Source organism: Shewanella sediminis HAW-EB3 (genome assembly GCF_000018025.1).
In the GTDB taxonomy this organism is placed as follows: Bacteria; Pseudomonadota; Gammaproteobacteria; order Enterobacterales; family Shewanellaceae; genus Shewanella; species Shewanella sediminis.
Map to the genome: position 1 here is coordinate 1,877,685 of NC_009831.1, position 21,872 is coordinate 1,899,556.

Annotated in this window: 20 protein-coding genes; 16 read left to right on the forward strand and 4 right to left on the reverse strand. The window is 46.8% G+C overall.

Translation table 11 applies throughout. The features are described 5' to 3' along the window. Positions 1 to 70 precede the first annotated feature (70 nt). The 6 genes from SSED_RS08145 to SSED_RS08170 are packed head-to-tail and all read left to right on the forward strand — an operon-like array spanning position 71 to position 5,034. Positions 71 to 853 (forward strand): DUF3450 domain-containing protein, encoded by a 783-nt coding sequence (locus SSED_RS08145; protein ID WP_012141918.1) that lies wholly within the window; start codon positions 71 to 73, stop codon positions 851 to 853. Beyond that, positions 853 to 2,208 (forward strand): MotA/TolQ/ExbB proton channel family protein, encoded by a 1,356-nt coding sequence (locus tag SSED_RS08150; protein WP_012141919.1) that lies wholly within the window; start codon positions 853 to 855, stop codon positions 2,206 to 2,208. Before SSED_RS08145 ends, SSED_RS08150 begins: the two co-directional genes overlap by 1 nt. Then, positions 2,208 to 2,732 carry a MotA/TolQ/ExbB proton channel family protein gene (locus SSED_RS08155; protein ID WP_012141920.1) on the forward strand — a complete coding sequence of 175 codons (525 nt, stop codon included), beginning with the start codon at positions 2,208 to 2,210 and terminating at the stop codon, positions 2,730 to 2,732. Before SSED_RS08150 ends, SSED_RS08155 begins: the two co-directional genes overlap by 1 nt. 13 nt (positions 2,733 to 2,745) lie before the next feature. Further along, positions 2,746 to 3,150, forward strand: coding sequence for an ExbD/TolR family protein (locus tag SSED_RS08160; RefSeq protein ID WP_012141921.1), 405 nt, complete (start codon positions 2,746 to 2,748; stop codon positions 3,148 to 3,150). A gap of 1 nt (position 3,151) precedes the next feature. Continuing rightward, positions 3,152 to 3,772, forward strand: coding sequence for an energy transducer TonB (locus SSED_RS08165; protein WP_012141922.1), 621 nt, complete (start codon positions 3,152 to 3,154; stop codon positions 3,770 to 3,772). Between the two features lie 2 nt (positions 3,773 to 3,774). Next, entirely contained in the window at positions 3,775 to 5,034 is a 1,260-nt protein-coding gene (locus tag SSED_RS08170) for a tetratricopeptide repeat protein (protein WP_012141923.1), read from the forward strand. A gap of 64 nt (positions 5,035 to 5,098) precedes the next feature. Here the strand turns inward: SSED_RS08170 and SSED_RS08175 are convergent, their stop codons facing one another. Further along, complete coding sequence (locus SSED_RS08175) at positions 5,099 to 5,608, reverse strand: diguanylate cyclase domain-containing protein (RefSeq protein ID WP_012141924.1); 510 nt, start codon at positions 5,606 to 5,608, stop codon at positions 5,099 to 5,101. Positions 5,609 to 5,731: 123 nt separating this feature from the next. Here SSED_RS08175 and SSED_RS08180 point away from each other — a divergent pair, with 123 nt between their 5' ends. The 6 genes from SSED_RS08180 (at position 5,732) to SSED_RS08205 (ending at position 11,615) form a co-directional block, all read left to right on the forward strand. Continuing rightward, positions 5,732 to 7,582 (forward strand): DUF885 domain-containing protein, encoded by a 1,851-nt coding sequence (locus SSED_RS08180; RefSeq protein ID WP_012141925.1) that lies wholly within the window; start codon positions 5,732 to 5,734, stop codon positions 7,580 to 7,582. Between the two features lie 59 nt (positions 7,583 to 7,641). Then, the gene (locus SSED_RS08185) at positions 7,642 to 8,010 is read left to right on the forward strand and encodes a peptidylprolyl isomerase (RefSeq protein ID WP_221767773.1); all 369 of its coding nucleotides are present in this window, start codon (positions 7,642 to 7,644) and stop codon (positions 8,008 to 8,010) included. Between the two features lie 25 nt (positions 8,011 to 8,035). Beyond that, positions 8,036 to 8,572: a GNAT family N-acetyltransferase gene (locus SSED_RS08190; RefSeq protein WP_012141927.1), complete on the forward strand. Its 537-nt coding sequence runs from the start codon at positions 8,036 to 8,038 to the stop codon at positions 8,570 to 8,572. A gap of 161 nt (positions 8,573 to 8,733) precedes the next feature. Next, positions 8,734 to 8,967, forward strand: coding sequence for an RNA-binding S4 domain-containing protein (locus SSED_RS08195; protein ID WP_012141928.1), 234 nt, complete (start codon positions 8,734 to 8,736; stop codon positions 8,965 to 8,967). 17 nt (positions 8,968 to 8,984) lie between these two features. Continuing rightward, entirely contained in the window at positions 8,985 to 9,371 is a 387-nt protein-coding gene (locus tag SSED_RS08200) for a ribonuclease E inhibitor RraB (protein WP_012141929.1), read from the forward strand. A gap of 273 nt (positions 9,372 to 9,644) precedes the next feature. Beyond that, positions 9,645 to 11,615, forward strand: coding sequence for an NERD domain-containing protein kinase family protein (locus SSED_RS08205; RefSeq protein ID WP_012141930.1), 1,971 nt, complete (start codon positions 9,645 to 9,647; stop codon positions 11,613 to 11,615). 75 nt (positions 11,616 to 11,690) lie between these two features. On the opposite strand, the gene gcvA is transcribed toward SSED_RS08205, so the two are convergent. Further along, the gene (gcvA, locus tag SSED_RS08210; protein ID WP_012141931.1) at positions 11,691 to 12,578 is read right to left on the reverse strand and encodes a transcriptional regulator GcvA; all 888 of its coding nucleotides are present in this window, start codon (positions 12,576 to 12,578) and stop codon (positions 11,691 to 11,693) included. 146 nt (positions 12,579 to 12,724) lie between these two features. On the opposite strand from gcvA, the gene SSED_RS08215 reads away from it, so the two are divergent. Both SSED_RS08215 and SSED_RS08220 read left to right on the forward strand, forming a co-directional pair. Continuing rightward, positions 12,725 to 13,504 carry a TSUP family transporter gene (locus tag SSED_RS08215; RefSeq protein WP_012141932.1) on the forward strand — a complete coding sequence of 260 codons (780 nt, stop codon included), beginning with the start codon at positions 12,725 to 12,727 and terminating at the stop codon, positions 13,502 to 13,504. A gap of 394 nt (positions 13,505 to 13,898) precedes the next feature. Continuing rightward, positions 13,899 to 14,087, forward strand: coding sequence for a hypothetical protein (locus SSED_RS08220; protein WP_041421599.1), 189 nt, complete (start codon positions 13,899 to 13,901; stop codon positions 14,085 to 14,087). A gap of 322 nt (positions 14,088 to 14,409) precedes the next feature. Here SSED_RS08220 and SSED_RS08225 read toward each other — a convergent pair whose 3' ends face one another. Both SSED_RS08225 and SSED_RS08230 read right to left on the reverse strand, forming a co-directional pair. After that, positions 14,410 to 15,669, reverse strand: coding sequence for a valine--pyruvate transaminase (locus SSED_RS08225; RefSeq protein ID WP_012141933.1), 1,260 nt, complete (start codon positions 15,667 to 15,669; stop codon positions 14,410 to 14,412). A gap of 318 nt (positions 15,670 to 15,987) precedes the next feature. Beyond that, a complete protein-coding gene (locus tag SSED_RS08230; protein ID WP_012141934.1) occupies positions 15,988 to 17,244 on the reverse strand; it encodes an MgtC/SapB family protein in 1,257 nt (418 codons plus the stop codon). Positions 17,245 to 17,577: 333 nt separating this feature from the next. Between SSED_RS08230 and SSED_RS08235 the strand changes: the two genes are divergently transcribed. Next, positions 17,578 to 18,723 (forward strand): exonuclease SbcCD subunit D, encoded by a 1,146-nt coding sequence (locus tag SSED_RS08235; RefSeq protein ID WP_012141935.1) that lies wholly within the window; start codon positions 17,578 to 17,580, stop codon positions 18,721 to 18,723. Beyond that, positions 18,720 to 21,776: an SbcC/MukB-like Walker B domain-containing protein gene (locus SSED_RS08240; protein WP_012141936.1), complete on the forward strand. Its 3,057-nt coding sequence runs from the start codon at positions 18,720 to 18,722 to the stop codon at positions 21,774 to 21,776. The genes SSED_RS08235 and SSED_RS08240 overlap by 4 nt, the downstream gene beginning before the upstream one ends. The last annotated feature ends 96 nt before the right edge of the window (positions 21,777 to 21,872 follow it).

Below are 21,872 nucleotides of genomic sequence, written 5' to 3' on the forward strand. Positions count from 1 at the left end.
AATATAAGCAGAACTCCATGTTGTTAATAAGTTAAACCTTTTTAATTTTACTTCAAATTGGTTGGGAACTATGTCCAAGGTAAGCAATAAAACAAAAATCGCTACAGCGCTCGTGGGCGCACTAGCCTTAGCCGGCAGTAACTTAGTGATTGCAGATCCTCTTTCTGACGTTCAGAAGGCTGACAGCAAAATTCACGCTGAAGCAGCAACATCTCAAAAGAAAGTAGATAAGTACTTTGACCAAGCTCAGGACATGGTGTTCGAGTATGGTTCAGTTGCAGATGAGCGCGAATCACTAAAATCTTATAACGATTACGTAGCGGGTCTGGTTGCAGACCAAGAAGCTACGATGAAATCAATTCAAGATGACATCAATGGCGTTGACGCTCTTCGTCAAGGTGTTGTTCCTCTAATGTTTAAAATGGTTGATGCGTTAGAACAGTTTGTTCAACTTGATCTTCCTTTCAACACAGAGACGCGTATTGAGCGTGTAAACAATCTTAAAACTCTTCTTAACAGCGCCGAAGTTACACTGGCTGAAAAGTATCGTCTTATTCTGGATGCTTACAGCATCGAGCGTGAATACGGCGGATTTATCGCAGTTAAAACTGGCCAGTTAGAGCTTGATGGTAAAGACGTCTTAGTTGATTTCTTTAACTTAGGCCGTGTTGCCCTTTATGCTCAGAGCTTAGACGGTAGACTAGCTTGGATGTATAACGATGAAACTAAAGGTTGGGATCAACTAGAAGATAGCTATCTTCGTGAAATCACCAAAGGTATTCGAATCGCACGTAAACAGGGTGCACCGGATCTATTCTCGTTACCAATTCCTGCTGCGGAGGCTGCACAATAATGAAGAAGTTAATTACTACAGCAATCGTTGCTGCAACCCTGGCTTTATCTTCAGGTATTGCTAGCGCAGCTGACGCACCTAAGTCTATTGACCAGCTTCTTAAGCAGGTTCAGACAGACCGCGCAAATGCTTCTAAGACAAACAAGAAGCGTGAGCAAGAGTTTAAGAATGAGCGTGGCGATAAAGCGGCACTTCTTAAGCGTGAAAAGAATGCCCTTGCTGCCGAAAGACAGCGCGGTAAAGATCTAAACCAAGCTTTCCTTGATAACGAGCGTAAAATCGGTCAGTTAGAGGAAGACTTAAAAACAGCTCAAGGTGACTTGGGTGAAATGTTTGGTGTTGTTAAAGGTGATGCGGGTGATTTCGCTGGTAAGCTAGCGGGTTCCAACATCTCTGCACAGTATCCTGGCCGTGATGTTTTCATCGCCGACCTTGGTGCTCGTAAGCAGTTACCAAAAATTGATGAACTTGAGCGTTTTTGGGAAGAACAGCTGTTCGAAATGGCTGAATCTGGCAAAGTGGTTAAGTTTGAAGGCGCGGTTACCGATATCGATGGTAGTGTTCGTAACACAACAATCACTCGTGTTGGACCATTCAACCTTTTAGCCGATGGTCAGTACGTTGTTTATAACGCAGATCTAGGCTTGGTTCAGCAGCTTTCACAGCAGCCTGATGGTTATCAGGTCAAAACTGTTGCATCATTTGAAGGTACAACTTCCGGTGCTGCTAAGCTTTACATTGACCCGGTTAAAGGTGTGCTACTGAACATCTTTACTCAGAAGGCGACTATCGAAGAGCGTATTGAAGCGGGTGGAACCATCGGTTACATCATTATCTGCCTACTTATTCTCGGTGCTCTAATCTCTATCGAACGTCTAATCACGCTTGGTGTCGTTGGCGCTAAAGTTAACGCTCAGCGTAAGAACCTAGAAAATCCAGGTAACAATGCGTTAGGTCGAGTACTTAAGGCTTACCAGGACAACAAAGATGTTGATGTTGAAACGCTTGAGCTGAAACTTGACGAAGCGATTCTGAAAGAGACGCCGGCACTTGAGACGCGTATCTCAATCATCAAGGTTCTGGCAGCTATCGCACCTATGATGGGTCTGCTTGGTACCGTAACTGGTATGATTGCAACCTTCCAGAGCATTCAGTTGTTCGGTACGGGTGATCCTAAGCTTATGGCTGGTGGTATCTCTATGGCGCTTATGACTACGGTTCAAGGTCTGGTTGCTGCACTACCGCTTATGCTTATGCACGCAGTTGTAATTGCACGTAGCAAGTCAATCGTACAAGTTCTAGAAGAGCAAAGTGCGGGAATTGTTGCTTCACACGCTGAGAAGAGGAAAGCCTAATGTTATTCCTGATGGATATCTGGGATTCCGTCAGGGGCTTCATGGCCGCCGGGGGCGACGTCCTCTGGCTAGTGGCTGGTGTATTGTTTGTCATGTGGGTATTGATGCTTGAGCGCTACTGGTATCTCAATTGGGTATCACCAAAAGAGCACAAAGCAATCATTAGCGCATGGGAAGCGAGAGAGGATTCAACCTCTTGGTATGCACACCGCATCCGTGAAGCTTGGGTATCCCAAGCGAAGCAAGATTTAACGGCACGTATGCTGCTTATCAAAACCTTAGTTGCAATCTGTCCTATGATAGGTCTGCTAGGTACCGTAACCGGAATGATATCAGTATTCGATGTGATGGCAGTTCATGGCACGAGTAATGCTCGTATGATGGCAGCTGGTATTTCAATGGCAACCATGCCGACAATGGCGGGAATGGTTGCTGCGTTATCGGGAGTATTCTTTAGTACTCGTCTTGACGCAAAAATGAAAATCAGTTTGGCAAAGCTAAAAGACAGTCTGCCGCACCACTAGAGAGAGATTGAACATGGCACGTAGAAAGCATTCTAGCGTAGAAGAGGAAGCTGAGATTGATATGACACCGATGCTCGACATCGTGTTTATCATGCTTATCTTCTTCATTGTAACAACATCGTTTGTTAAACCATCGGGTCTTGATTATAACAAGCCTGAAGCGTCTCAAGCGACGAAGAAGCCTTCAGCTAACATCTTCATTGGTGTGAGCAAGACTGGCGTCATCATGATGGAGAATCGTCAGGTTGATATCGAGCGTGTGACAGCAAACGTAGAACGTATGCTTGCCGAAGCACCAGAAGCTGCTGTACTTATTCAGGCCGACCAGGAAGCGAAACATGGCTTAGTGGTTAAGGTTTTGGATAACGTTAAAGCTGCGGGTATTGATAAGATCTCTGTATCGGCGGGGAATGACTAATATGCTGAGAGGAATAGTATCATTCATTATTGGTGGTGCTGTGACTTTTGCTTTGTTTGTTTTCATGGCGTTTTTGGTAGGTGGCGGTCCAACCCGCCACGATGCCTCGACAGAATCACCTGTCATTGAAATTACCATGAACAAAGATGATGCATCAGCACAGAAAAAACCAAGGGTCAAGCCGAAGCCGCCTACGCCGCCGGAGCAGCCACCTAAGCCGGATGTGACTCCGCCTGACAGTTCATCTGACATCGACACAAATATGTCATTTAACATGGGTGGTGTTGCGGCAGGGGGAGCCAATACAGGCTTTAAACTGGGTAACATGATGACACGCGACGGTGATGCTACACCTATCGTGCGAATCGAGCCTCAGTACCCAATAGCTGCAGCACGTGATGGTAAAGAGGGTTGGGTACAACTTAGCTTTACTATTAATGAGCTCGGTGGTGTAGAAAACGTCAAGATTATTAAGGCTGAACCGAAGCGTTTGTTTAATAAAGAAGCAAAGCGTGCACTTAAAAAGTGGAAGTACAAGCCTAAAATTGTTGATGGTAAAGCATTAAAGCAGCCAGGTATGAAGGTACAACTCGATTTCACCTTAGATAAAGGAGGCAGATAACGATGCGTAAAGTTAGTTTTAAATCGACTAGTATAGCAGCAGCTTTATTGTTCTCCTTAGGTGGAAGTTTAGCTCTGGTACCAGCTGTTAATGCCGCTGAGAAATGTGAAATCGACACGCGTAAGTCCAAAGCTGTTGGTCAATCCGCAGCTAAAAAAGTACAAAAGTCTTTCAAAGCGTATCAAGAGGGTGACATCGACGCAGCGATAGAAGTTTTACTTGAAGCAGATCCTCGTCATGATTTTGATAAAGCGTATATTGCCCGTATGTTGGGTAACTTTTATGCTGAAAAATCTCAGATGGGCACGGCGATCAAGTATCTTAAAACTGCCGTCGATTTCGATATTCTGGGTGGAACTGACACCGCTGCGACTTTACGTCTCTATGCCGATCTCTTATTGCAAGAGAAGAAGTTCAAAGAAGCGATTCCGTACTACTACCGATGGATGGAGTTCACATGTAAGCATGAAGCTCAGATCTATCGTCGTATCGGTATTGCATACTCTGAACAGAAGAACTGGAATAAAGTTCTTGAGGTTGCAGATAAAGGCTTAGCCATCAGTGACAAACCTGACAAAGGTTTGTACCAGATGAAGCTAACGGCTTACTTCAACCAAAAGAAGTATCCAGAAGCGGTTAAAGTGTTAGAGACCATGGTGCCTCTCTTCCAGGACGATAAACGTCTTTGGGTTCAGTTAGCTCAGTTCTATCTGATGACTGAAAAGTACACCAAGTCGCTGGCCACTTATGATTTAGCGTATAAGAATGGATTTTTAGAGACTGCGGGTAACATTACTCGTCTGACTCAGCTGCTTGCACAAAATGGTTCGCCATATCGTGCCGCGACTATCTATCAAAAGCATATGAAATCAGGAGTGATAAAAGAGGAAGAGAAGACTCTTGCGATTTTAGCCGGTTTCTATCATACCGCTAAAGAGCTTAAAGAAGCTGCGCTGTACTATGGCAAAGCGGCTGAAGCGGGTAATAATGGTAAGTACTACCTGCGTCAGGGGCGTATTCTTTCCCTCGATGGCAAGTCTAAGGCTGCTATTCCGGTTCTCAAGAAGGCACTCGATGCCGGTATTGACCACCCTGGTGAAGCTCAGTTTGAATTGGCATTGGCCTATCTCACTAATAAGCAATACAAGTCAGCGTATAAGCGCTGCAAGTTAGCTGTTAAAGATGATAAGACAGCCCGTTCAGCGAAGGGATATATCTCTTATATTAAAGAGAAGGCTCGAATTCACAACGTAACCTTGTAAATTCGTTCCAGAAAAAGGCCCCGAAAGGGGCCTTTTTTTTAACCAAATTTTACTCTTTTAATATTTATTGTAAGTGCCTAAGCTCAATATTTCTGTTTTTCTCACGTCCTAATTCATGGCTTAGACTCTCTACATCTTTAAATATAATCTCGATATTAAGATCTTGTTCTGGTGTGCAGATGCAGCCGGCAAGTTCATAATCCACATGGCTGGTATGTTGTCTACCATATTCAAGATTGAACTGTTTAATCTTGTCTTCAATTCGTTGCAAAACAATTTGGGTACCTGGCTCATCGATGTTGAATAAACCTAATGCAAAACTGTTATTGTTGAGCCTGGCCACCAGATCCGTAGTCCTGAGAATGGCTTCTTGCACTTGTTTCATAAAAAATTCAAGCAAATGAGGTTGCTTAACTGTTTCATGTATGTGCGGGCAAAGATACAATAACGCCAAACTTTGGTGATCTCTTATATGACGGTGCCACTCACGGTTAAACACCTCCATAAAGTAGGTCTGGTTATAGACGCCAGTCTCAGGGTCTCTGAATCCTGAGTTACGAAATGAATAGATCATCGGTTACTCCTTTCTCATTAGCTCAATCTTTGAGGGAGGCTAATCACACGATCAAGTTATATCAATTGCTATAAGTATAGAAAATAACAAGCATTTGCACAGAATATTAGAGAGAGGGATTTAATGAAAAGAGCTTTAATTGCGGTATCAATAGGATTGGTACTAGGCCTAACAGCTTGTTCAGATAGTGAAAAAGCAACTGGGGTATCTGTTAATGCACAAGCGGAAATAGCACAAAACAGCCCAGTTAAACAAGGTCAAGCTATTAAGAATGAAGCTGTAGAGCAGGCTTATTTAACCCTCGTGGATAACTTCTTTAAAGACTACCTTAAACTTGAGCCTATCTATGCGACGTTTGTCGGTGTTAACGATTACAATGACCAGTTCGGTGGTGATCTGACCGATGAGTACCTTAAAGCTCGCCACGAGTTTAATACCAGTTACCTGAAACGTGTCGAACAGATTGATAGAAGCCAGCTCTCTCAAGATCTACAGTTAAGCTACGACATGTTTAGTTATGATCGAAATGTTGCCTTAGTCGATGAGACATTCCCGTCACGCTTTATGCCTATGAATCAGTTCTACAGTACAGTGATAAGCATGGTGCAACTTGGCAGTGGTGAAAGTGCTCAGCCTTTCAACACAGTGGAAGATTACGATAACTGGGCTTCACGTCTCTCTGGTTTTATCAACTGGACTAAGCTCGCACAAGCGCGAATGGATGAGGGGATAAGAAGTAAAGTTGTCCTGCCTCGTATCCTGGTTGAACGCATTATTCCTCAGCTCGAAGCACAGTTGGTAAACCAAGCCAGTGATAGTTTGTTTTACACTCCGGTGAACAATTTTCCGGAAAGTTTTACCCAAGCACAAAAAGATGAGATCACAGTAAAGTACACCCAATTGATAAATAAAGAGCTACTGCCGGCATTAACCTCATTGAAAGAATACTTCGCCATAACCTACTTGCCGGTTGCTCGAGCCAGCGATGGATGGTGGGGGTTGCCCAATGGTAAAGTTTGGTATCAGCACTTAGCTAACTCTCACACGACGACCACTATGTCAGTCGATGAGATCCATCAAATTGGTTTAAGTGAAGTCTCCCGTATTCTGTCTGAAATGGACAAAATTCGTCAGCAGGTAAAGTTTGAAGGCGATTTAACGGCATTTTTTGCTTCATTGTCATCTGAACCAAAGTATTTCTTCAGTGAACGTCAGGGCTTGATAGATGGCTATATGACACTTAAAGATAAGATTAATGCTGAATTGCCTAAATACTTTAACGTTATGCCTGAGGCGGATTATGTCGTTAAACCTGTAGAGAGCTTCAGGGAGCAATCCGCGGCGGGGGCCTCATATGAATCGCCAGCGGTCGATGGCTCACGTCCGGGTGTGTTTTATATTAATACGTACAACCTAAAGGCACAGCCTAAATGGGGGATGACGACGCTTTCTCTGCATGAGGCGGCACCAGGACATCATTTCCAAATTGCCATTAAGCAAGAGCTTTCGGGGGTACCTGAGTTTCAACGATTCAGTGGCTATACCGCTTTCGAAGAGGGCTGGGCGCTTTATGCTGAATACTTAGGTATTGAGATGGGGTTATTTGAAGACCCTTATCAATACTTTGGTAAGTTATCCGATGAGATGCTTCGTGCCATGCGTCTGGTTGTCGATACGGGACTCCACGCTAAAGGCTGGACACGTGAGCAAGCCATTCAGTATATGAAAGACAATTCGCCAATGGCTGAGTCGGACATCATTGCTGAAGTCGAGCGTTATATGGCCATTCCCGGTCAAGCCTTGTCGTACAAAGTCGGTCAGTTAAAGATCTTGTCGTTGAGAGCCGAAGCAGAGGAAGCCTTGGGGGATAAGTTTGACTTAAAGTCGTTCCATGACCAAGTATTGACTTCTGGTTCCCTGCCTATGGCCGTGATGGAGATGAAGATCCATCATTGGATTGAAAGTCAGAAATAATCGCGTATTGTTTGATTATTAGACACAATTTATATTAAACCTTTTTTTAAACCCAGCGAATGTTTTATACTAGTTGGGTTTATTTTTTAGTTCATTTGCTTTTACTTCAGATAGGTAAAGCAAACATAATTTATGTTAGGAGTTATAACATGGTACAAGCCACTGCAAGACATTTACTCGTAAGTACTGAAGTTCAGTGTGAAGAGCTTAAGCAACAGATTTTGGCTGGCGCCGATTTTGGTGATGTGGCTAAGGCTAACTCATCTTGCCCATCAGGCGCTCAAGGTGGCGATCTGGGTTCTTTCGGACCTGGAATGATGGTTAAAGAGTTTGATGAGGTGGTATTCAGTGCACCGCTTAACGAAGTGCAAGGTCCCGTTAAAACTCAATTTGGTTACCATCTGCTTGAAGTGACAAGCCGCGGTTAATAATCCTTAAAGGATTAGCATTATTATGCTCGAGCTTTATACCGACAGATTAAAAGTTCGCTCCTTGAATCGTGATGATTGGAGCGATTTTTTATCGATTCACCAAGATCCTATGATAAATCAATTTGTCAGACGGCCCGATGATATCGATACTCTGAAGGAAAAGTTCGAGCATAGATTATCCCCCTGGTCCTATAGCTCCGGAGATTGGCTAACCTTAGTTATCGAAGAGCTGGAAACGGGTCGCTTTATCGGGTTTACAGGACTTTACTGTAAGAACCTTGATTTTGGGCATGCCGAAGTCGGTTACATGCTAGCGACAAAAGGCCAAGGTAAAGGCTATGCCACCGAGAGCCTTAAAGCCGTTATTGACTGGGCAGTCCTTAGTTTCAGTGTTCATAAATTTATCGCGCTTTGCGCCAAAGCCAATGTCGCCTCAGCCAAAGTACTGGAACGTAATGGCTTTCAATTAGAGGGGATACTCAGAGATAACTATAAAGTCGATGAAACCTGGATTGATGACTCTAGTTATGGTTTGCTCAGCAAGGATAGAATCATCTAAATCGCTTGCATCTTGTTTGTCGTAAAAGCTAATTTTTTCCCTATCTTCCTCCCTCTGTATCTGACACCGCTTATTTGCAGATCCAATCTTAGATAATTGCTACAGTTTGTGCTCTTGTGAGTGCTATAATCCCGTGAGAAATTTGATTAAAGGTAAATCGTGTGACAGCACAAATTGCGACTTTGGCATTATTGCCTGGTGAAGAGTTCATAGAGCTATATAAAATTTTGAAGGTCGAAGCTATGGTTGGCGGCGGCGGAGAAGCAAAATTCGTTATTGGTGAAGGTATGGTTACCGTTGACGGTGTCGTCGAGACCCGTAAACGTAAGAAGGTTCGTGCGGGTGAAGTTGTTTCATTCAACGATACTTCAGTCAAGATTGTAGCGGCAGAATAGAGCGGACGGAGTAAATTATGCAATTCCCAGATGATGATAATGGCAAAATGCTGGCAGCGATGGCCGATGCGGGCATCGATCTAACTAAGCAACTCGATGTCGATTTCTTCCTTGTTTTTGACGACCAAAGAGATGCAGAGTCTGCGACCGAAGAGCTGGCTAAGTCTGAGCTTGAAGGTGAGATGGAACTTCACCTGAATGATGAAGTCGGTAAGTGGGAACTGATCGTCTGTATCAATATGGTTCCAGAATACCAGGCTATCGTCGAGCAAGAGGTGAAGCTCAATGATTTTGCCGCCGAATTTGGCGGCGCAACCGATGGTTGGGGCGTCATGCAGCATCAAGAGGGTGATGATGAATTCGCCGACGATGAGCATGAATGTGGCGACGGCTGTAACCACTAATCGATCTGCTGCGCATTTCGATTGATGCCACTTTGTGGCGCTTTTACACTTGTGACAAAGTGAAATGATAAAAGAAATTTTTTGTCATAAGCCATCACTTGACATGTTGTTAGCTTTTTAAGGTTGTTGTAGCTAATCTGTAAGCCGTTATTTTGAAATGAAGCCGCCATTTGAGTGGCTTTTTTTATGCCTGTAATTCATGATGGACTGCAAATATTTTACGTTATCCAAACCAGAACAAGTTTGAGTTAATTGCCACTGAGGGAGATAAGAATGGCAAAACAGATAAGCTTCGGGACTCCGGTGAATGACGCCGAACGTTGGGCATTTTCATTGTTAGCCTCCGAGCTGCCGGAAAATTATATATTGCTGACTAACGTGGAGATCCCGACAAAATCGGGTCAGGCGATGGAGGTCGATGCGCTCGTTATAGGCGAGTGGGGAGTCTATGTTGTCGATGTTAAGGGCTATATCGGCAGGCTGGATGCGGGCCTGCATGCCTGGTCACTCGATGGCCGAGAGGTCGATAACAGCTTGGCAAAAGCTAACTATGTCGCCCGGGTTCTGGCGGGTAACGTCAAGCATAAGATCCCCGTCGGTGTCTACGCGCCCTGGTGTCAAGGCATGGTGTTTATTACCGGCCGCAAAGGCGAAGAGATAGAGCTTGAAAAACAGCAGGGCTCACTCAGCATCTATACGCCAAAGCAGATTGTCGCTGCGTTAACCAAGGAGTGGGGACTCACTGCACCTCGTAGCCATCAGGTCACCGACGAGCAGAAGGAGATGGTGCTCAAAACCATAGGCCAGGTTGCCCTGGTCGAGCAGCGAAACAATAAAATTCAGGACTTTACTAAGCTCAAATGCCTCTTCATTCAGAGTGGACTGGAAGTGTGGCAGGCGGAATACAACCCGGGAGACTGGACCGCTCCATGGTTACTTAAGATCTTGATCCCAACTCAGTTTACCGACCAGATCCAGTCACAAAATCATGAGACTCAACTGAGAGCCGAATTTAAACGACTGCAGGCCCTGACCGGTTGCAGTGGTGTGCCTTATTGCGCTCCGCTCATTCAGGACGGAGAGCAGTTAGTACTTCCTATCCGTATGCCACGCGGTGTACCGCTGAATGTATTGGAAACAGAGAGCCTCACAACCTATCAGCTGTTGGAGATCTTAAGGCGCTCGGTATCCGGGTTACAGCAAATTCATCGTCGTGGCTTTACCGTCGGCGGCTGGACCAGTAATTGTGTCTTCGTATCAGATATGGGGGATGTCGAATTCATCGATATTAAGGATACCCTCAATACCGGTGAAGACATTCAGGCTTATGCCCAAGGCTTCTTAGCCTTAGCCGAGCAGACGAATCAGCCACGTATCTATCAGTGGTATCAGGTGGCGGCAAAAGGGGGAGGCGGCGATCTCGATGCACTTCGCTGCGATCTGTCTGCGCTTATCGATAACGGTGTGTGTGATACCCTGCCGGAAAAACTGGAGATAACCGTCGGAGCGATTGTCGACCATCATTATCGACTCGAGCAGTTTATTGCTGCGACCCGGCACAGCCAATTCTGGCGTGCAAGGCATATACAGGGCCACTATCAATGCGGCATCTCGGTATACAGCAAGGTCGAGTCAAACTGGCCGACACTGAGTAACCTCTATCGCAGCTTATCCAAATTGCATCATCCTCATGTCGAAAATGTCCTGGCCTTTGGTCAACTCCCACAAAGTGAAGAGCTGTTTATTGCGCGCTCTTGGGAATATGGCGTCTCTCTCGATGAGCTCAGCGATATTCAGCTGGGGCAGCCGGTTATGTGGTTTACTCAGTTACTAACCGGTCTGCAATATATGCATCAGATGGATATCTATCACGGTGCAATTTGTCCCAAAAATATTATCTGTAATCAAGAGAAAGCCATCTTAGTTAACTTCGGCATCGGATTGGATATTGCGACCAGTCACTATGCCAGCCGCTACGCCGATCCTAAGTTGTGGGCGGCAGAGGGGGATGCGGAGAAGGATCTCTATGGTCTGGTTGCCAGCTTTATCTCGACACTGGCACCGGTTTCGCTTCAGGGGGACGGCGGCCAAGAGGGGATTATTCAGGCGCTTAACTCATTCGATAAGCAGTGGTTTGGTGAAAAGACCTTCGATACCTGTATGAAGGTATTAAACTTTGAATTTGATGTTTCTCAAGGCACTAATTACCAGGAAGCGTTCGATGTCGTCGAGTGTTTAGTTTAACTCATGCTCTGATGCTAACGAGGAGAGGCTCTGTTTGAGCCTCTCCTTTTTTATGGTTGAATGAGGTGTGAGGAACTAGTTTCTATAGGGGGCAAATATTTCCAGCAGCCAGTCGATAAAGGCCTTGGCTTTCAGTGGAAGATTCTTCGACTTAGGCGTCAGCAGATAATAGGTATAGGGGCTGGTAAAACTCGAATCGAAGGGGATCACTAAGCTTCCGTCAGTCAGTTGCTCCTCGATAAAAAATCGAGGGATCAAGGCCACACCCATGCCGCTAACCGCCGCCTGACTCAGCATGTAAAAGTGCTCCATGCCGAACTTCTTATCCGTGGTTAATGACAGGCCGACCCTTTCTGCCCAATAGGGCCAAAGCTCCGGGCGTGTCGTGTGTTTTAGCAGTGTCATCCGGTTAATATCATCCAGAGTTTTAAGCCTTGTCGCTATTTGAGGAGAGCAAACCAGACAGAGATCCTCATCCATCAACTTGATAAAATTACAGTTTTGTGGGGCTTTAGTGCCACTTCTGATGGCTATATCACAGGGACTCTTGTCAAAGTCCAGGGCAAAGTCACCGATGGACAGGTCGACATAGAGATGGGGATAGCGCTGTTTAAACTCCTCCATCCTCGGGATAAGCCAGTTAATCGTCAGGCTGGGCAGTACATTAATTGATAGACTCTGTGTCAGCATCTGTTGTGACTTAATCTCATCGGTCGCATGGCTGATGGTTTGCAGCGCCGCCTGGATCTGCGGCAGATAACGCAGCCCCTCATCTGTGAGTACCAGCTTTCTGTGTTGCCTTAAAAAAAGAGGAACACCCAGATACTCCTCTAAGCCTCTTATCTGCTTACTTATCGCGCCATGTGTGACAAAAAGTTCACTACCCGCCTTGGTAAAACTCAGGTGCCTCGAAGCCGATTCGAAGGCAAGTAGTGAATTTAGTGGCGGTAATGAGGTATGCATCAAGGTTCTCGTATTTCAGCTGTCAGATGTAAGAGTTAATTTAAGTGTGAGGTTTTCTCACGCACAGGGGAAGATAACTCCTTTGCCTTTAGTGTGCAAACATCGTCTAATAGCGGCATTCATAAATAAGAAAACTATAAGTAAACATGGCACTCGAGCTTTCCTTTGAACTCATCACATTACTGTTCGCCGTCGCGGTATTAGCGGGGTTTATTGACTCCATTGCCGGCGGTGGTGGCTTAATTACTATTCCGGCTCTGATGTGGGCAGGTCTGCCTCCGACGGCGGCATTAGCGACCAATAAGCTTCAAGCTTGTGGGGGCAGCTTCTTTGCCAGCCTCTATTTTGTCCGCAAGGGGATGGTTAAGCTTGGGGAGATGAAGCTCGCGATACTCTGTGCCTTTATCGGCTCTGCTTTAGGTACTATTGCTGTACAGCAGATAGATACCGCGTTTCTTGAGGTCCTGCTGCCATTTTTGATGCTGGCGATAGGGGCCTACTTTCTCTTCTCGAAGAAGATCTGTGAGGAGGACAGACATAGGGTCATGACGCCAACGCTGTTCGCCTTCACCGCCGCCTTGGCTGTGGGCTTATACGATGGTTTCTTCGGTCCGGGCACCGGCAGCTTCTTCGCCCTGGCGTTCGTCTCCTTAGCGGGCTTCGGGCTGGCCAAGGCCACCGCCCATGCTAAGGTGCTTAACTTCTCGACCAATATTGCATCGCTTATCTTCTTCGCAATAGGCGGCAAGGTGTTTTGGATGCTTGGCGGCATCATGCTTATCGGCCAGGCACTGGGTGCCACTCTGGGCTCGCGTTTGGTACTCACCAAGGGGACGAAAATCATCAAGCCGCTGGTGGTGATCATGTCCGTTGCAATGAGTGTGAAACTGCTGTCAGATCAGTATGACCTGTTTTCCTGGCTATAGACTTTGGGCAGCCTTCGAATGAAGGCTGGTTGCATTTTTTGTTTTGGTTTATTTGGTATTGGCTGCTGGGTTGAAGCTTTAGGCTTCAATGTGATCGATCACTTGCAGCGTGCTTATGTGCAAGTAATCTCTCGGTACGCTGTAAACCCATCCCTGGGCGCTCTGCGATTTCATCCTTGAAATCGAAGTCCTCGTGTTCACTTGCACCTGTATATCAATCTCTTCGACTCGGCCTTATGTGAAAGTAGTTCTGCTATTGCAGATAAGAAGGTTGCACCAACTACAACTAACCGAATAGTACTCTTAAACATAACTAGGTGTAACTCGTTGTGTTTAAACGTAATTTTTTTAATTGTGGTATGATGTAACTTCACAAATCATAAGGGGCAAAATTATGCAGGTTATATTAACGTTCGATACGCACGAGGTAGGTAATGCATCTGTAATTCAGATCGGTGAAAAGCTTACTTGCTTTGAAGTAGATGTTGTCGTTCAAAAGATCAACACTGAAGAATCTGATGCGGGGAAGGTTATTACTGTGTATGCAGAGACACTTCCACCTTCTATGGACTTGGTTTTTTAATCAGCCACAATCTTTATTTGAGAATTAGGGGCAAAGCAAACTTTAGATACAAATGGAATTGGCTGAGTGTTGTTGAACTATATCCTGCTCGTGCTGCTAACCAGAAAGTGCTCAATCGAAGAAATAGATGACTAGGTGTAGATGCGGCTGAGGGTATCGAAAACATGGATGTTTTCGTTAAGCGGCCACGGAGGGCTTTACAGCGTCCCGAAGAAGTATCTACACATGGGCCTGCTGCAAGCAATAAACACCAATGAAGCTTTGGTACTCAGCATGCAGCCAAGTACCAAATCAGCCCAATGAAACAAACTTCAAAAGATACTTAACACTTGTTATTCGACAAGTAAGCCTTCTTCACCTCTTCGGCGATAATCGCTATCCCATCGCGCATCTTGGCTTCATCCTGCACATAGTTCATCCGCAGGCATTGGTGGGCGTGGTCCCAGTCTTCCGATTGGCCGAAGAAGAAGTACTCTCCGGGGACGATCAGTACACCGCGTGCTTTTAATCTGTCGTACAGCTCCATGGTGGTGATTGGCAGCTCATCGAACCATAGCCAGAGGAACATGGCGCCTTCAGGTTTATGGATTTTGAATCTGGTATCGCTGATAGACTCCTGCAGCAGGGATACGGCAAACTCAGATCTCTCTTTATAGAAAGGCTTGATGACCGTTTCGCTTAAGCGTAATAGATCACCCGACTCAATCATATGCTTGGCAATCGCGGGGCCGAAACCTCCGGGGGCCAGGCTGATGATGCCGTTAAGGTTCGTTAGTGCCTGAGTGGTCTCCTCATTGGCAATCACGATACCGCAGCGCACGCCAGGGAGGCCAAGTTTGGACAGGCTCATACAGAGTATGGTGTTGCTGTTCCAGAAGGGGGTGACCTCTTCGAAGATGATATTGGGGAATGGGGTGCCGTAGGCGTTGTCGATAATCAGCGGAATATCATAAGCTTGAGCTAATCTGTCTAACTCGGCTACCTCTGCGTCGGTCAGCACATTCCCCGTGGGGTTGGTTGGCCGGGAAACACAGATGGCTGCTACCGAGTCATCCACTGTTAACTGCTCAAAATCCACATGGTATTTAAACATGCGGTTATCTAACTGCTCAATCTCCGGCCTGTAGGAGACAAAAATATCGTCATCTAAGCCCGCATCACTGTAGCCGATATACTCGGGTGCCAGAGGCAGGAGTATCTTCTTGTGACTGCCATCGAGCTGTTTTCCCGCCAACAGGTTAAACAGATAGAAGAATGCACTTTGGCTGCCGTTGGTCAGGCTGATATTTTTCTCGCTGATATCCCAGCCATAGGTCTCATGTAACAGATCTGCTAAAGCCTTTAAGAAGGTGTTTTTACCCTGTGGGCCGTCATAATTACCCAATGCCGCGACCAGATCGCCATTTTCCAGCATCTCGCTTGTCGCCTGGTGAAAGTAATCCTGCATCGCCGGAATCGTTGCCGGATTACCGCCTCCCAACATGATGGCTCCCGGCGTGCGCAGGCCCTCATTGAGATCATCCATCAGACGGTTGATACCGGAATAACGATTAAACTTTTCACCAAACTTAGAAAACTGCATGACACCTACACCTGAAAATACCGAAATGGCTTAAGAATGCCTGTGATATCAATATTCAGAGAGAAACGCACCCATTATTTCAATTATTAGTGACTAATATGGATTTCATCAAAGTTTTGGCAAAAAATAGCGAACAATTTGTTCATTTGTTCAATCGGGTCAAATAACAGGTTGCTCTCTTAGAATAAGGGATCGGGGCATGTCCTATATGGGGTTGTTGATGTCGGATGGGGTTATTTTTTTCTGAGGAGAGGGTCGATACTTATTCGGTTCGGTCGGTGAATGAAGTGTTAGGCGCCGATAGCCGCAACGCTTGAGTCACAACAACCATATTGTCAGAAGGCCGGTCGCAGCGGTCAGAACCAGAGGCAGCATTACCCAGCGTATCATCCCGGCGCCGCCGACAAATACAGCCAGACAGCCTTTGAATAGGGTATTGGAAATACTCGCTAACACGATGCCAAGCACTGCCATATCTGGTGAGATATCTTCTCCGGCCATTCTGGAAAGCGTCAGGTTAATGGCATCGACATCGGCGACACCCGACACCAGTGCTATCAAGAACACGCCAGATTCCCCTAACCATTCCACAATCGCCCGGCCAACCAGCGCCACCGTGACTAACAGAAGCCCGAATAACATGGCCGATGCCAGTTTCAGCGGGTTTTTTGGTTGCACATCATCCAGTACCAGCTGATTGCCATTGTGACGATATATCAGTGCCGCACAGCCGAAGGCAACTGCGAGCATCAATACCAGAGGAATGAAAAGCGCATCCACTAGTGCCGGTTTAATTAACGCCACGACCAATATCATGCGCGGAAACATCACACCGCAGGCCACAAGTACGCCTACCGAACAAAGCTGTTGCAGGGAGGGGTGATCGCGGGAGAGGCGTGATAGCTGCAGTGTCAGCGCTGTCGATGAAAGCAAGCCTCCGGCAAAACCTGTCATCAAGATGCCTCGCTGAGCCCCCAACATACGGATCATAAAATATCCGACGAAGGATATCAGTGCGATCAGTACCACCATTAACCAGGTTTCATAGGGATTGATCGCTTGCCAGGGACCATAGCCTTGGTCAGGCAATACGGGTAACAGCACCACGGAGATGATAAGCAGGTTTAGCCCGGCGTTCAGCTCGGCTTGTGACAGTTGCATCAGCAACTTGTGGAGGAAATGTTTCGAGCGCAGCAGCAAGGTGGTGACTACCCCGCAAACCGCTGCGATAACGATCTGATCCAGCCCGGCCAGCGCACCGAGCAGAAAGGTTATCACCATGGCCATATTGCTGGTCATGCCAATATCCGAAGTCTCGCGGCTGCTGATCAGGTAAGCGGCGACTGTCATTGCAGTAACACAAGCAAAGGCTACGGCGAGGATGAGGGCCCCAAGTTGAGATGTCAGCAAACCGGTGATACCGCCGAGAAGACCTATCAGGCCGAAGGTGCGAAGCCCAGCCACTCGTTTACCTTCTGCAATATTGCGGTTACTCCAGCCGCGCTCCACCCCCACCAATAGTCCGATGGCCAAAGCAGAGCCTAATAGTAACAGTTGATAGATACTGGTCTCCATCTCTCCTTTCCGCAGTCTTTGAATAAGATATTGCTGCCTATTGTTAATAGTAGATCAAACAGAGGGGCCGGGCGGGGTAGTATTGAAAAATATGACAAAAGATCCTTTTATATTCATCGATAGAGCGGAGGGGGAAGGTAACAGAGAACGACCTAAGTACTCAGGCTAAGTGCCCATATTAATCGCTCATGATTTTAGGCCTTGGTGTGTACTGTTCAACGAGGGAATGGTTACTCGAGTGAGGGACGCTAAACATTGCCTATTCGATTAACTTTTCTTACTATAGCGACACTAAAAAATACTCTGTATTTTCCGTCGTTTTCCGAGAACTTAATGAAATTTATCCACACTTCCGATTGGCACATTGGCCGCCAGCTGCATAATCAAAGCTTAATCGATGACCAGCGTCATATATTGGTTCAAATACTTGCGCTTGCCGAAGAGCATGAGGTCGATGCCGTTATTATTGCCGGTGATATCTATGATCGCTCCATTCCGCCGGCCAATGCAGTTGCCCTGCTCGATGATGTGGTCAATAGCCTGGTCAATGTGATGAAGCTTCCTGTGATCATGATTGCGGGAAACCACGATGGTCATGAACGCCTTGGTTTCGCTTCCCGGCAGATGTCTGACAGCGGTTTACATATTATCGGTCCACTGCATAAAGAGCTGTCGCCCATAACCCTTAAAGGAAAGTCAGGCAGTGCGGTGTTTTATGGCTTGCCCTATGCCGATCCCGCGACGGTTCGCCAGGTGTTTGACTGTGAAGCAGGTAGCCATGAGCAGGCCATGGGGGTATTGCTGGAACAGGTTCATGAACATGACAGTCAAGGTCTTCCAAAGGTCGTGATTGGTCACTGTTTTCTCGATGGTGGTAGCGAGTCAGAGTCTGAGCGGCCATTGAGTATCGGTGGGGCTGATAAAATATCGCCAACACTGTTCACCCCGTTTAATTATACCGCTCTTGGTCATCTTCATGGTCCGCAGTACAAAGGGGAGGAGCAGGTTAGATATTCAGGCTCCATCCTGAAGTACTCATTCAGTGAGCAGCACCAGAAAAAGTCGGTCACTTTAGTCGATTTCGACAGCCAGGGTAAGGCGCAGATAGAGCTACTGCCTCTGACTGCCAAACGTGATGTCCGTATTGTCGAAGGTGAGTTATCTGCCTTGTTAGAGGCTGGTAAGACAGATCCCAATTGTGATGATTACCTGATGGTTCGGCTTTTAGATAAGCATGCAATCTTAGATGCCATGGGCAAGTTACGCTCGGTTTACCCTAACGTGTTACATCTGGAGCGAACCGGCTTGATGACTGATAACGGCCAGCTGGAGATCCGCCGGGATCATATTAAGAAGGGGGAGCTGGATATGTTTACCGAGTTCTTCTCTCAGGTATCTGGGGATCCTATGAATGAAGCGCAGCAGCAAGCCATGGTGCAGGCTATCGATGAACTGCATAAGGGAGAGCAAGTATCATGAGACCACTTTCACTCTCAATGTCGGCCTTTGGCCCCTTTGCTTCGACCCAAGTCACCGATTTTTCGGCGCTGGGCAGCAATCCGCTTTTTTTAATCAACGGACCTACAGGCGCGGGTAAAACCACGATCCTCGATGCCATCTGTTTTGCCCTTTATGGCAAGACGACAGGCGATGAGCGCGAAGGTAGCCAGATGCGCTGTGATTTATCCGTCGATACTCTGTTGACTGAGGTCACCTTTAGTTTTGCGCTGGGTGAAAAGCAATACAGAATAAGACGCGTACCCGAACAGCAGCGAGCCAAGAAAAGTGGCGATGGTTACACGGTACAAAAGCCGGAGGCCCAGCTGTATCGAGTCGATAGCGATGGCACCGAGCATCTGCTCGTTGCCAGCAAGGTATCCGAGGCAACTGCCGAGATAGAGCAATTGACCGGACTCGATGCCGACCAATTTCGTCAGGTGATGGTATTGCCTCAGGGGAAATTTCGTGAACTCTTGATGGCGGACTCGAAAGACAGAGAGAAGATCTTCAGTCAGCTATTTCAGACTCAGATCTATCGCAAAATTGAAGACAAATTAAAACTGCAAGCGTCAAAGATACGCAATGATGTGAGAGACCATCGTAATAAATGTGACGGCATGCTGCACAGCGTCTCACTGGACTCAGACGAGGCCTTAAATGCCGAACTTGCCGAGGTGACGCCAAGGTTAACTCAAGCCTCAGAGAGTAAAGATAAGGCGAAGCTTGCCCTGATCGATGCCAATAAGCAGCTTGAATCTGCCAAGTTGCTCGTTAATGACTTCGATGCGCTAGATAAACTTCAGCAAACAGCAACACATTTAGCTGAGCAGAAAGAGGCGATAGCAGAGCGTCAGCTTCAGTTCGAAAACGGCCAAAAGGCGCAGCAATTAAAACCTGTTTTAGATATGTCATTGGCTCGTGAGTCAGAAGTGGCTCAGGCGCAAGCTGGTATTACCCAAGCTCAGTTTTCCAAGCAACAGACTGAACAGGCGTTAACCATTAGTCAGGCAAAATTCGACACCTTGGCCGAGCAGGAGCAGAAATTACAAGATGTCCAGAGTAATGAGCAATACTTAAATTCGCTAAAACCACAGCTTCTTGGGCTCGATGGACTGGAAAAAGAGCTGCACACAGCAATGCTCTCGCTCAATCGGGCAAAAGATAAGGGCATTAAAGCAAGCGCGACCTTAAAGGGAATAGAGCTTGAGAGACAAAACGCCGAGCTACGCGTTCCCCAGTTAGAACAAGTGGCCAGTGAGCTGCTCAATGTCCAGCAAACACTCACGGCGCAAGGCGAGTTGATTGAGCGTTATCAGCAATGGCAAGTTGCCGGCAATCAGGTTGCTAAAACTGAGCAAGCGTTGAAACTTGCAGAGGAGAAAGGTAAGCAGTTTCGTCTGGAGGCTAAAGAGAAAGGTGATGCTTATGACCAGTTACAATTAATCTGGCATCGTGGTCAAGCGAGTATATTGGCACAAAAGCTAAACCCGGGTGAGCCTTGCCCCGTGTGTGGCAGCGCTGAGCATCCAAACCCTGCCCATAGTGAGCAGGTACTGCCGACAGAAGATGATTTAGAATCAAGCAAACTGGTTTGTGAAACTGCTAAAGGAGTTTTGAATCAAGTTATAGCCGATTATAAAGGGTTAAAAGCACAGTTACAGGAGCAAGCGAAGCTCAGAGATGAATATCAACAACGACTCGGTGAGTGGGCTTCTCATCCCCTTGAGTCGTTGCAGTCGCATCTTGAGCAAGTTCAGTTGCAAGTGAATCATGCGAATGCTGCGGCTCAGGAGTTAACTCAGCTCAGGCTGCAGTTGCAAACTTGGCTGACCAAGGAGAGGGAGCTACAACATCAATTAGAAGCTGACCGAGAATATTTCCACACTCTGCAGAATAATTCAGCATCACTACAGGGCAAACGTGATCAGGCATTAGCGGCAATACCCGATCAGTATCGTAGTTTAGATGCGCTTAATACCGCGATAAATCAAGCGCAGGTCTTGCTTAACGGTTTACAGCAAACGATAGGTGAGATCCGTCAGGCTCACACTCAAGCGCGTGAGCAAGATGCCGCTCAAACAGAAGCATTGGCGGCGGCTCAGTCGAATTCAATCCGAGCAACGCAGAAAAGTGATGAGGCTCAAGTCGATCTCAATGGGCAATTGGCCGCTTCTGGTTTCGAGAATAAGCAGGCGTTAACACAAGCGCTGTTATCGAGTGAAGCGTTAAAGCTGATAGCCGATGAGATTGCCAAATATCGGCAGGATTGCATCGCGAACCAGACGACATTAGCTCAATTGGCAGAGAAGTTAGCCGAGCAAGTTAAACCTCAACTAGCCGAATTTGAGGGGCGTGTAGCAAGTACTCAGGCTGAGCAACAAGAGGCTGAACATAGTTGGCAGGCATTGCAGGGCCGAGTGACGCAATTGACTCAGACTCAAAAGCAGTTACATGAGGCTGACAATCAAGCCAAGAAGCTGGAAGAGGAGTATGCCGTTATCGGCACCTTAGCCGATGTGGCCAATGGCAATACCGGCAACAAGATCAGCCTGCAGCGCTTCGTGCTCAGTGTGCTACTCGATGATGTCTTGCTCGAGGCGAGTCATCGCCTGCAGGTGATGAGTAAGGGGCGTTATCGTTTGCTGCGCAAAGAGGACAGGGCCAAGGGTAATAAAGCGTCAGGCCTGGAACTCGAGGTCGAAGATGCCTATACCTCTAAGGTGCGTCCCGTCGCGACCCTCAGTGGTGGTGAAAGCTTTATGGCAGCCCTATCGATGGCTCTTGGCTTATCGGATGTTGTACAGGCGTATGCGGGGGGCATTAAGCTCGATACCCTCTTTATCGATGAAGGGTTTGGCAGTTTGGATCAAGATTCGCTGGACTTGGCTATTCGTACCTTGATGGATCTGCAATCCACCGGGCGCATGATCGGGGTTATCTCCCATGTCTCAGAGATGAAAGAGCAGATAGGTACCCGTGTCGATATCATTAAGTCATCAATGGGCAGCGAGACCCGGCTGGTCTTGCCGTGACTATTGCGTGACTACTGTGTTAGTGCGCTGATTGACCCAATGGTTGAGAGCTAATCCAGAAGCTAATCTCATTTGCAATCTTATTTCCTACTCTTG

Bases quoted from the DNA above. Each gene is read 5' to 3' on its own strand.
- SSED_RS08155 (WP_012141920.1), top strand. From the start codon at position 2,208: ATGTTATTCCTGATGGATATCTGGGATTCCGTCAGGGGCTTCATGGCC.
- SSED_RS08160 (WP_012141921.1), top strand. From the start codon at position 2,746: ATGGCACGTAGAAAGCATTCTAGCGTAGAAGAGGAAGCTGAGATTGAT.
- SSED_RS08190 (WP_012141927.1), top strand. From the start codon at position 8,036: ATGCTCGAGCTTTATACCGACAGATTAAAAGTTCGCTCCTTGAATCGT.
- SSED_RS08165 (WP_012141922.1), top strand. From the start codon at position 3,152: ATGCTGAGAGGAATAGTATCATTCATTATTGGTGGTGCTGTGACTTTT.
- SSED_RS08175 (WP_012141924.1), bottom strand. From the start codon at position 5,608: ATGATCTATTCATTTCGTAACTCAGGATTCAGAGACCCTGAGACTGGC.
- gcvA (WP_012141931.1), bottom strand. From the start codon at position 12,578: ATGCATACCTCATTACCGCCACTAAATTCACTACTTGCCTTCGAATCG.
- SSED_RS08200 (WP_012141929.1), top strand. From the start codon at position 8,985: ATGCAATTCCCAGATGATGATAATGGCAAAATGCTGGCAGCGATGGCC.
- SSED_RS08180 (WP_012141925.1), top strand. From the start codon at position 5,732: ATGAAAAGAGCTTTAATTGCGGTATCAATAGGATTGGTACTAGGCCTA.
- SSED_RS08225 (WP_012141933.1), bottom strand. From the start codon at position 15,669: ATGCAGTTTTCTAAGTTTGGTGAAAAGTTTAATCGTTATTCCGGTATC.
- SSED_RS08185 (WP_221767773.1), top strand. From the start codon at position 7,642: ATGTTTTATACTAGTTGGGTTTATTTTTTAGTTCATTTGCTTTTACTT.
- SSED_RS08235 (WP_012141935.1), top strand. From the start codon at position 17,578: ATGAAATTTATCCACACTTCCGATTGGCACATTGGCCGCCAGCTGCAT.
- SSED_RS08220 (WP_041421599.1), top strand. From the start codon at position 13,899: ATGCAGGTTATATTAACGTTCGATACGCACGAGGTAGGTAATGCATCT.
- SSED_RS08150 (WP_012141919.1), top strand. From the start codon at position 853: ATGAAGAAGTTAATTACTACAGCAATCGTTGCTGCAACCCTGGCTTTA.
- SSED_RS08205 (WP_012141930.1), top strand. From the start codon at position 9,645: ATGGCAAAACAGATAAGCTTCGGGACTCCGGTGAATGACGCCGAACGT.
- SSED_RS08230 (WP_012141934.1), bottom strand. From the start codon at position 17,244: ATGGAGACCAGTATCTATCAACTGTTACTATTAGGCTCTGCTTTGGCC.
- SSED_RS08145 (WP_012141918.1), top strand. From the start codon at position 71: ATGTCCAAGGTAAGCAATAAAACAAAAATCGCTACAGCGCTCGTGGGC.
- SSED_RS08170 (WP_012141923.1), top strand. From the start codon at position 3,775: ATGCGTAAAGTTAGTTTTAAATCGACTAGTATAGCAGCAGCTTTATTG.
- SSED_RS08240 (WP_012141936.1), top strand. From the start codon at position 18,720: ATGAGACCACTTTCACTCTCAATGTCGGCCTTTGGCCCCTTTGCTTCG.
- SSED_RS08215 (WP_012141932.1), top strand. From the start codon at position 12,725: ATGGCACTCGAGCTTTCCTTTGAACTCATCACATTACTGTTCGCCGTC.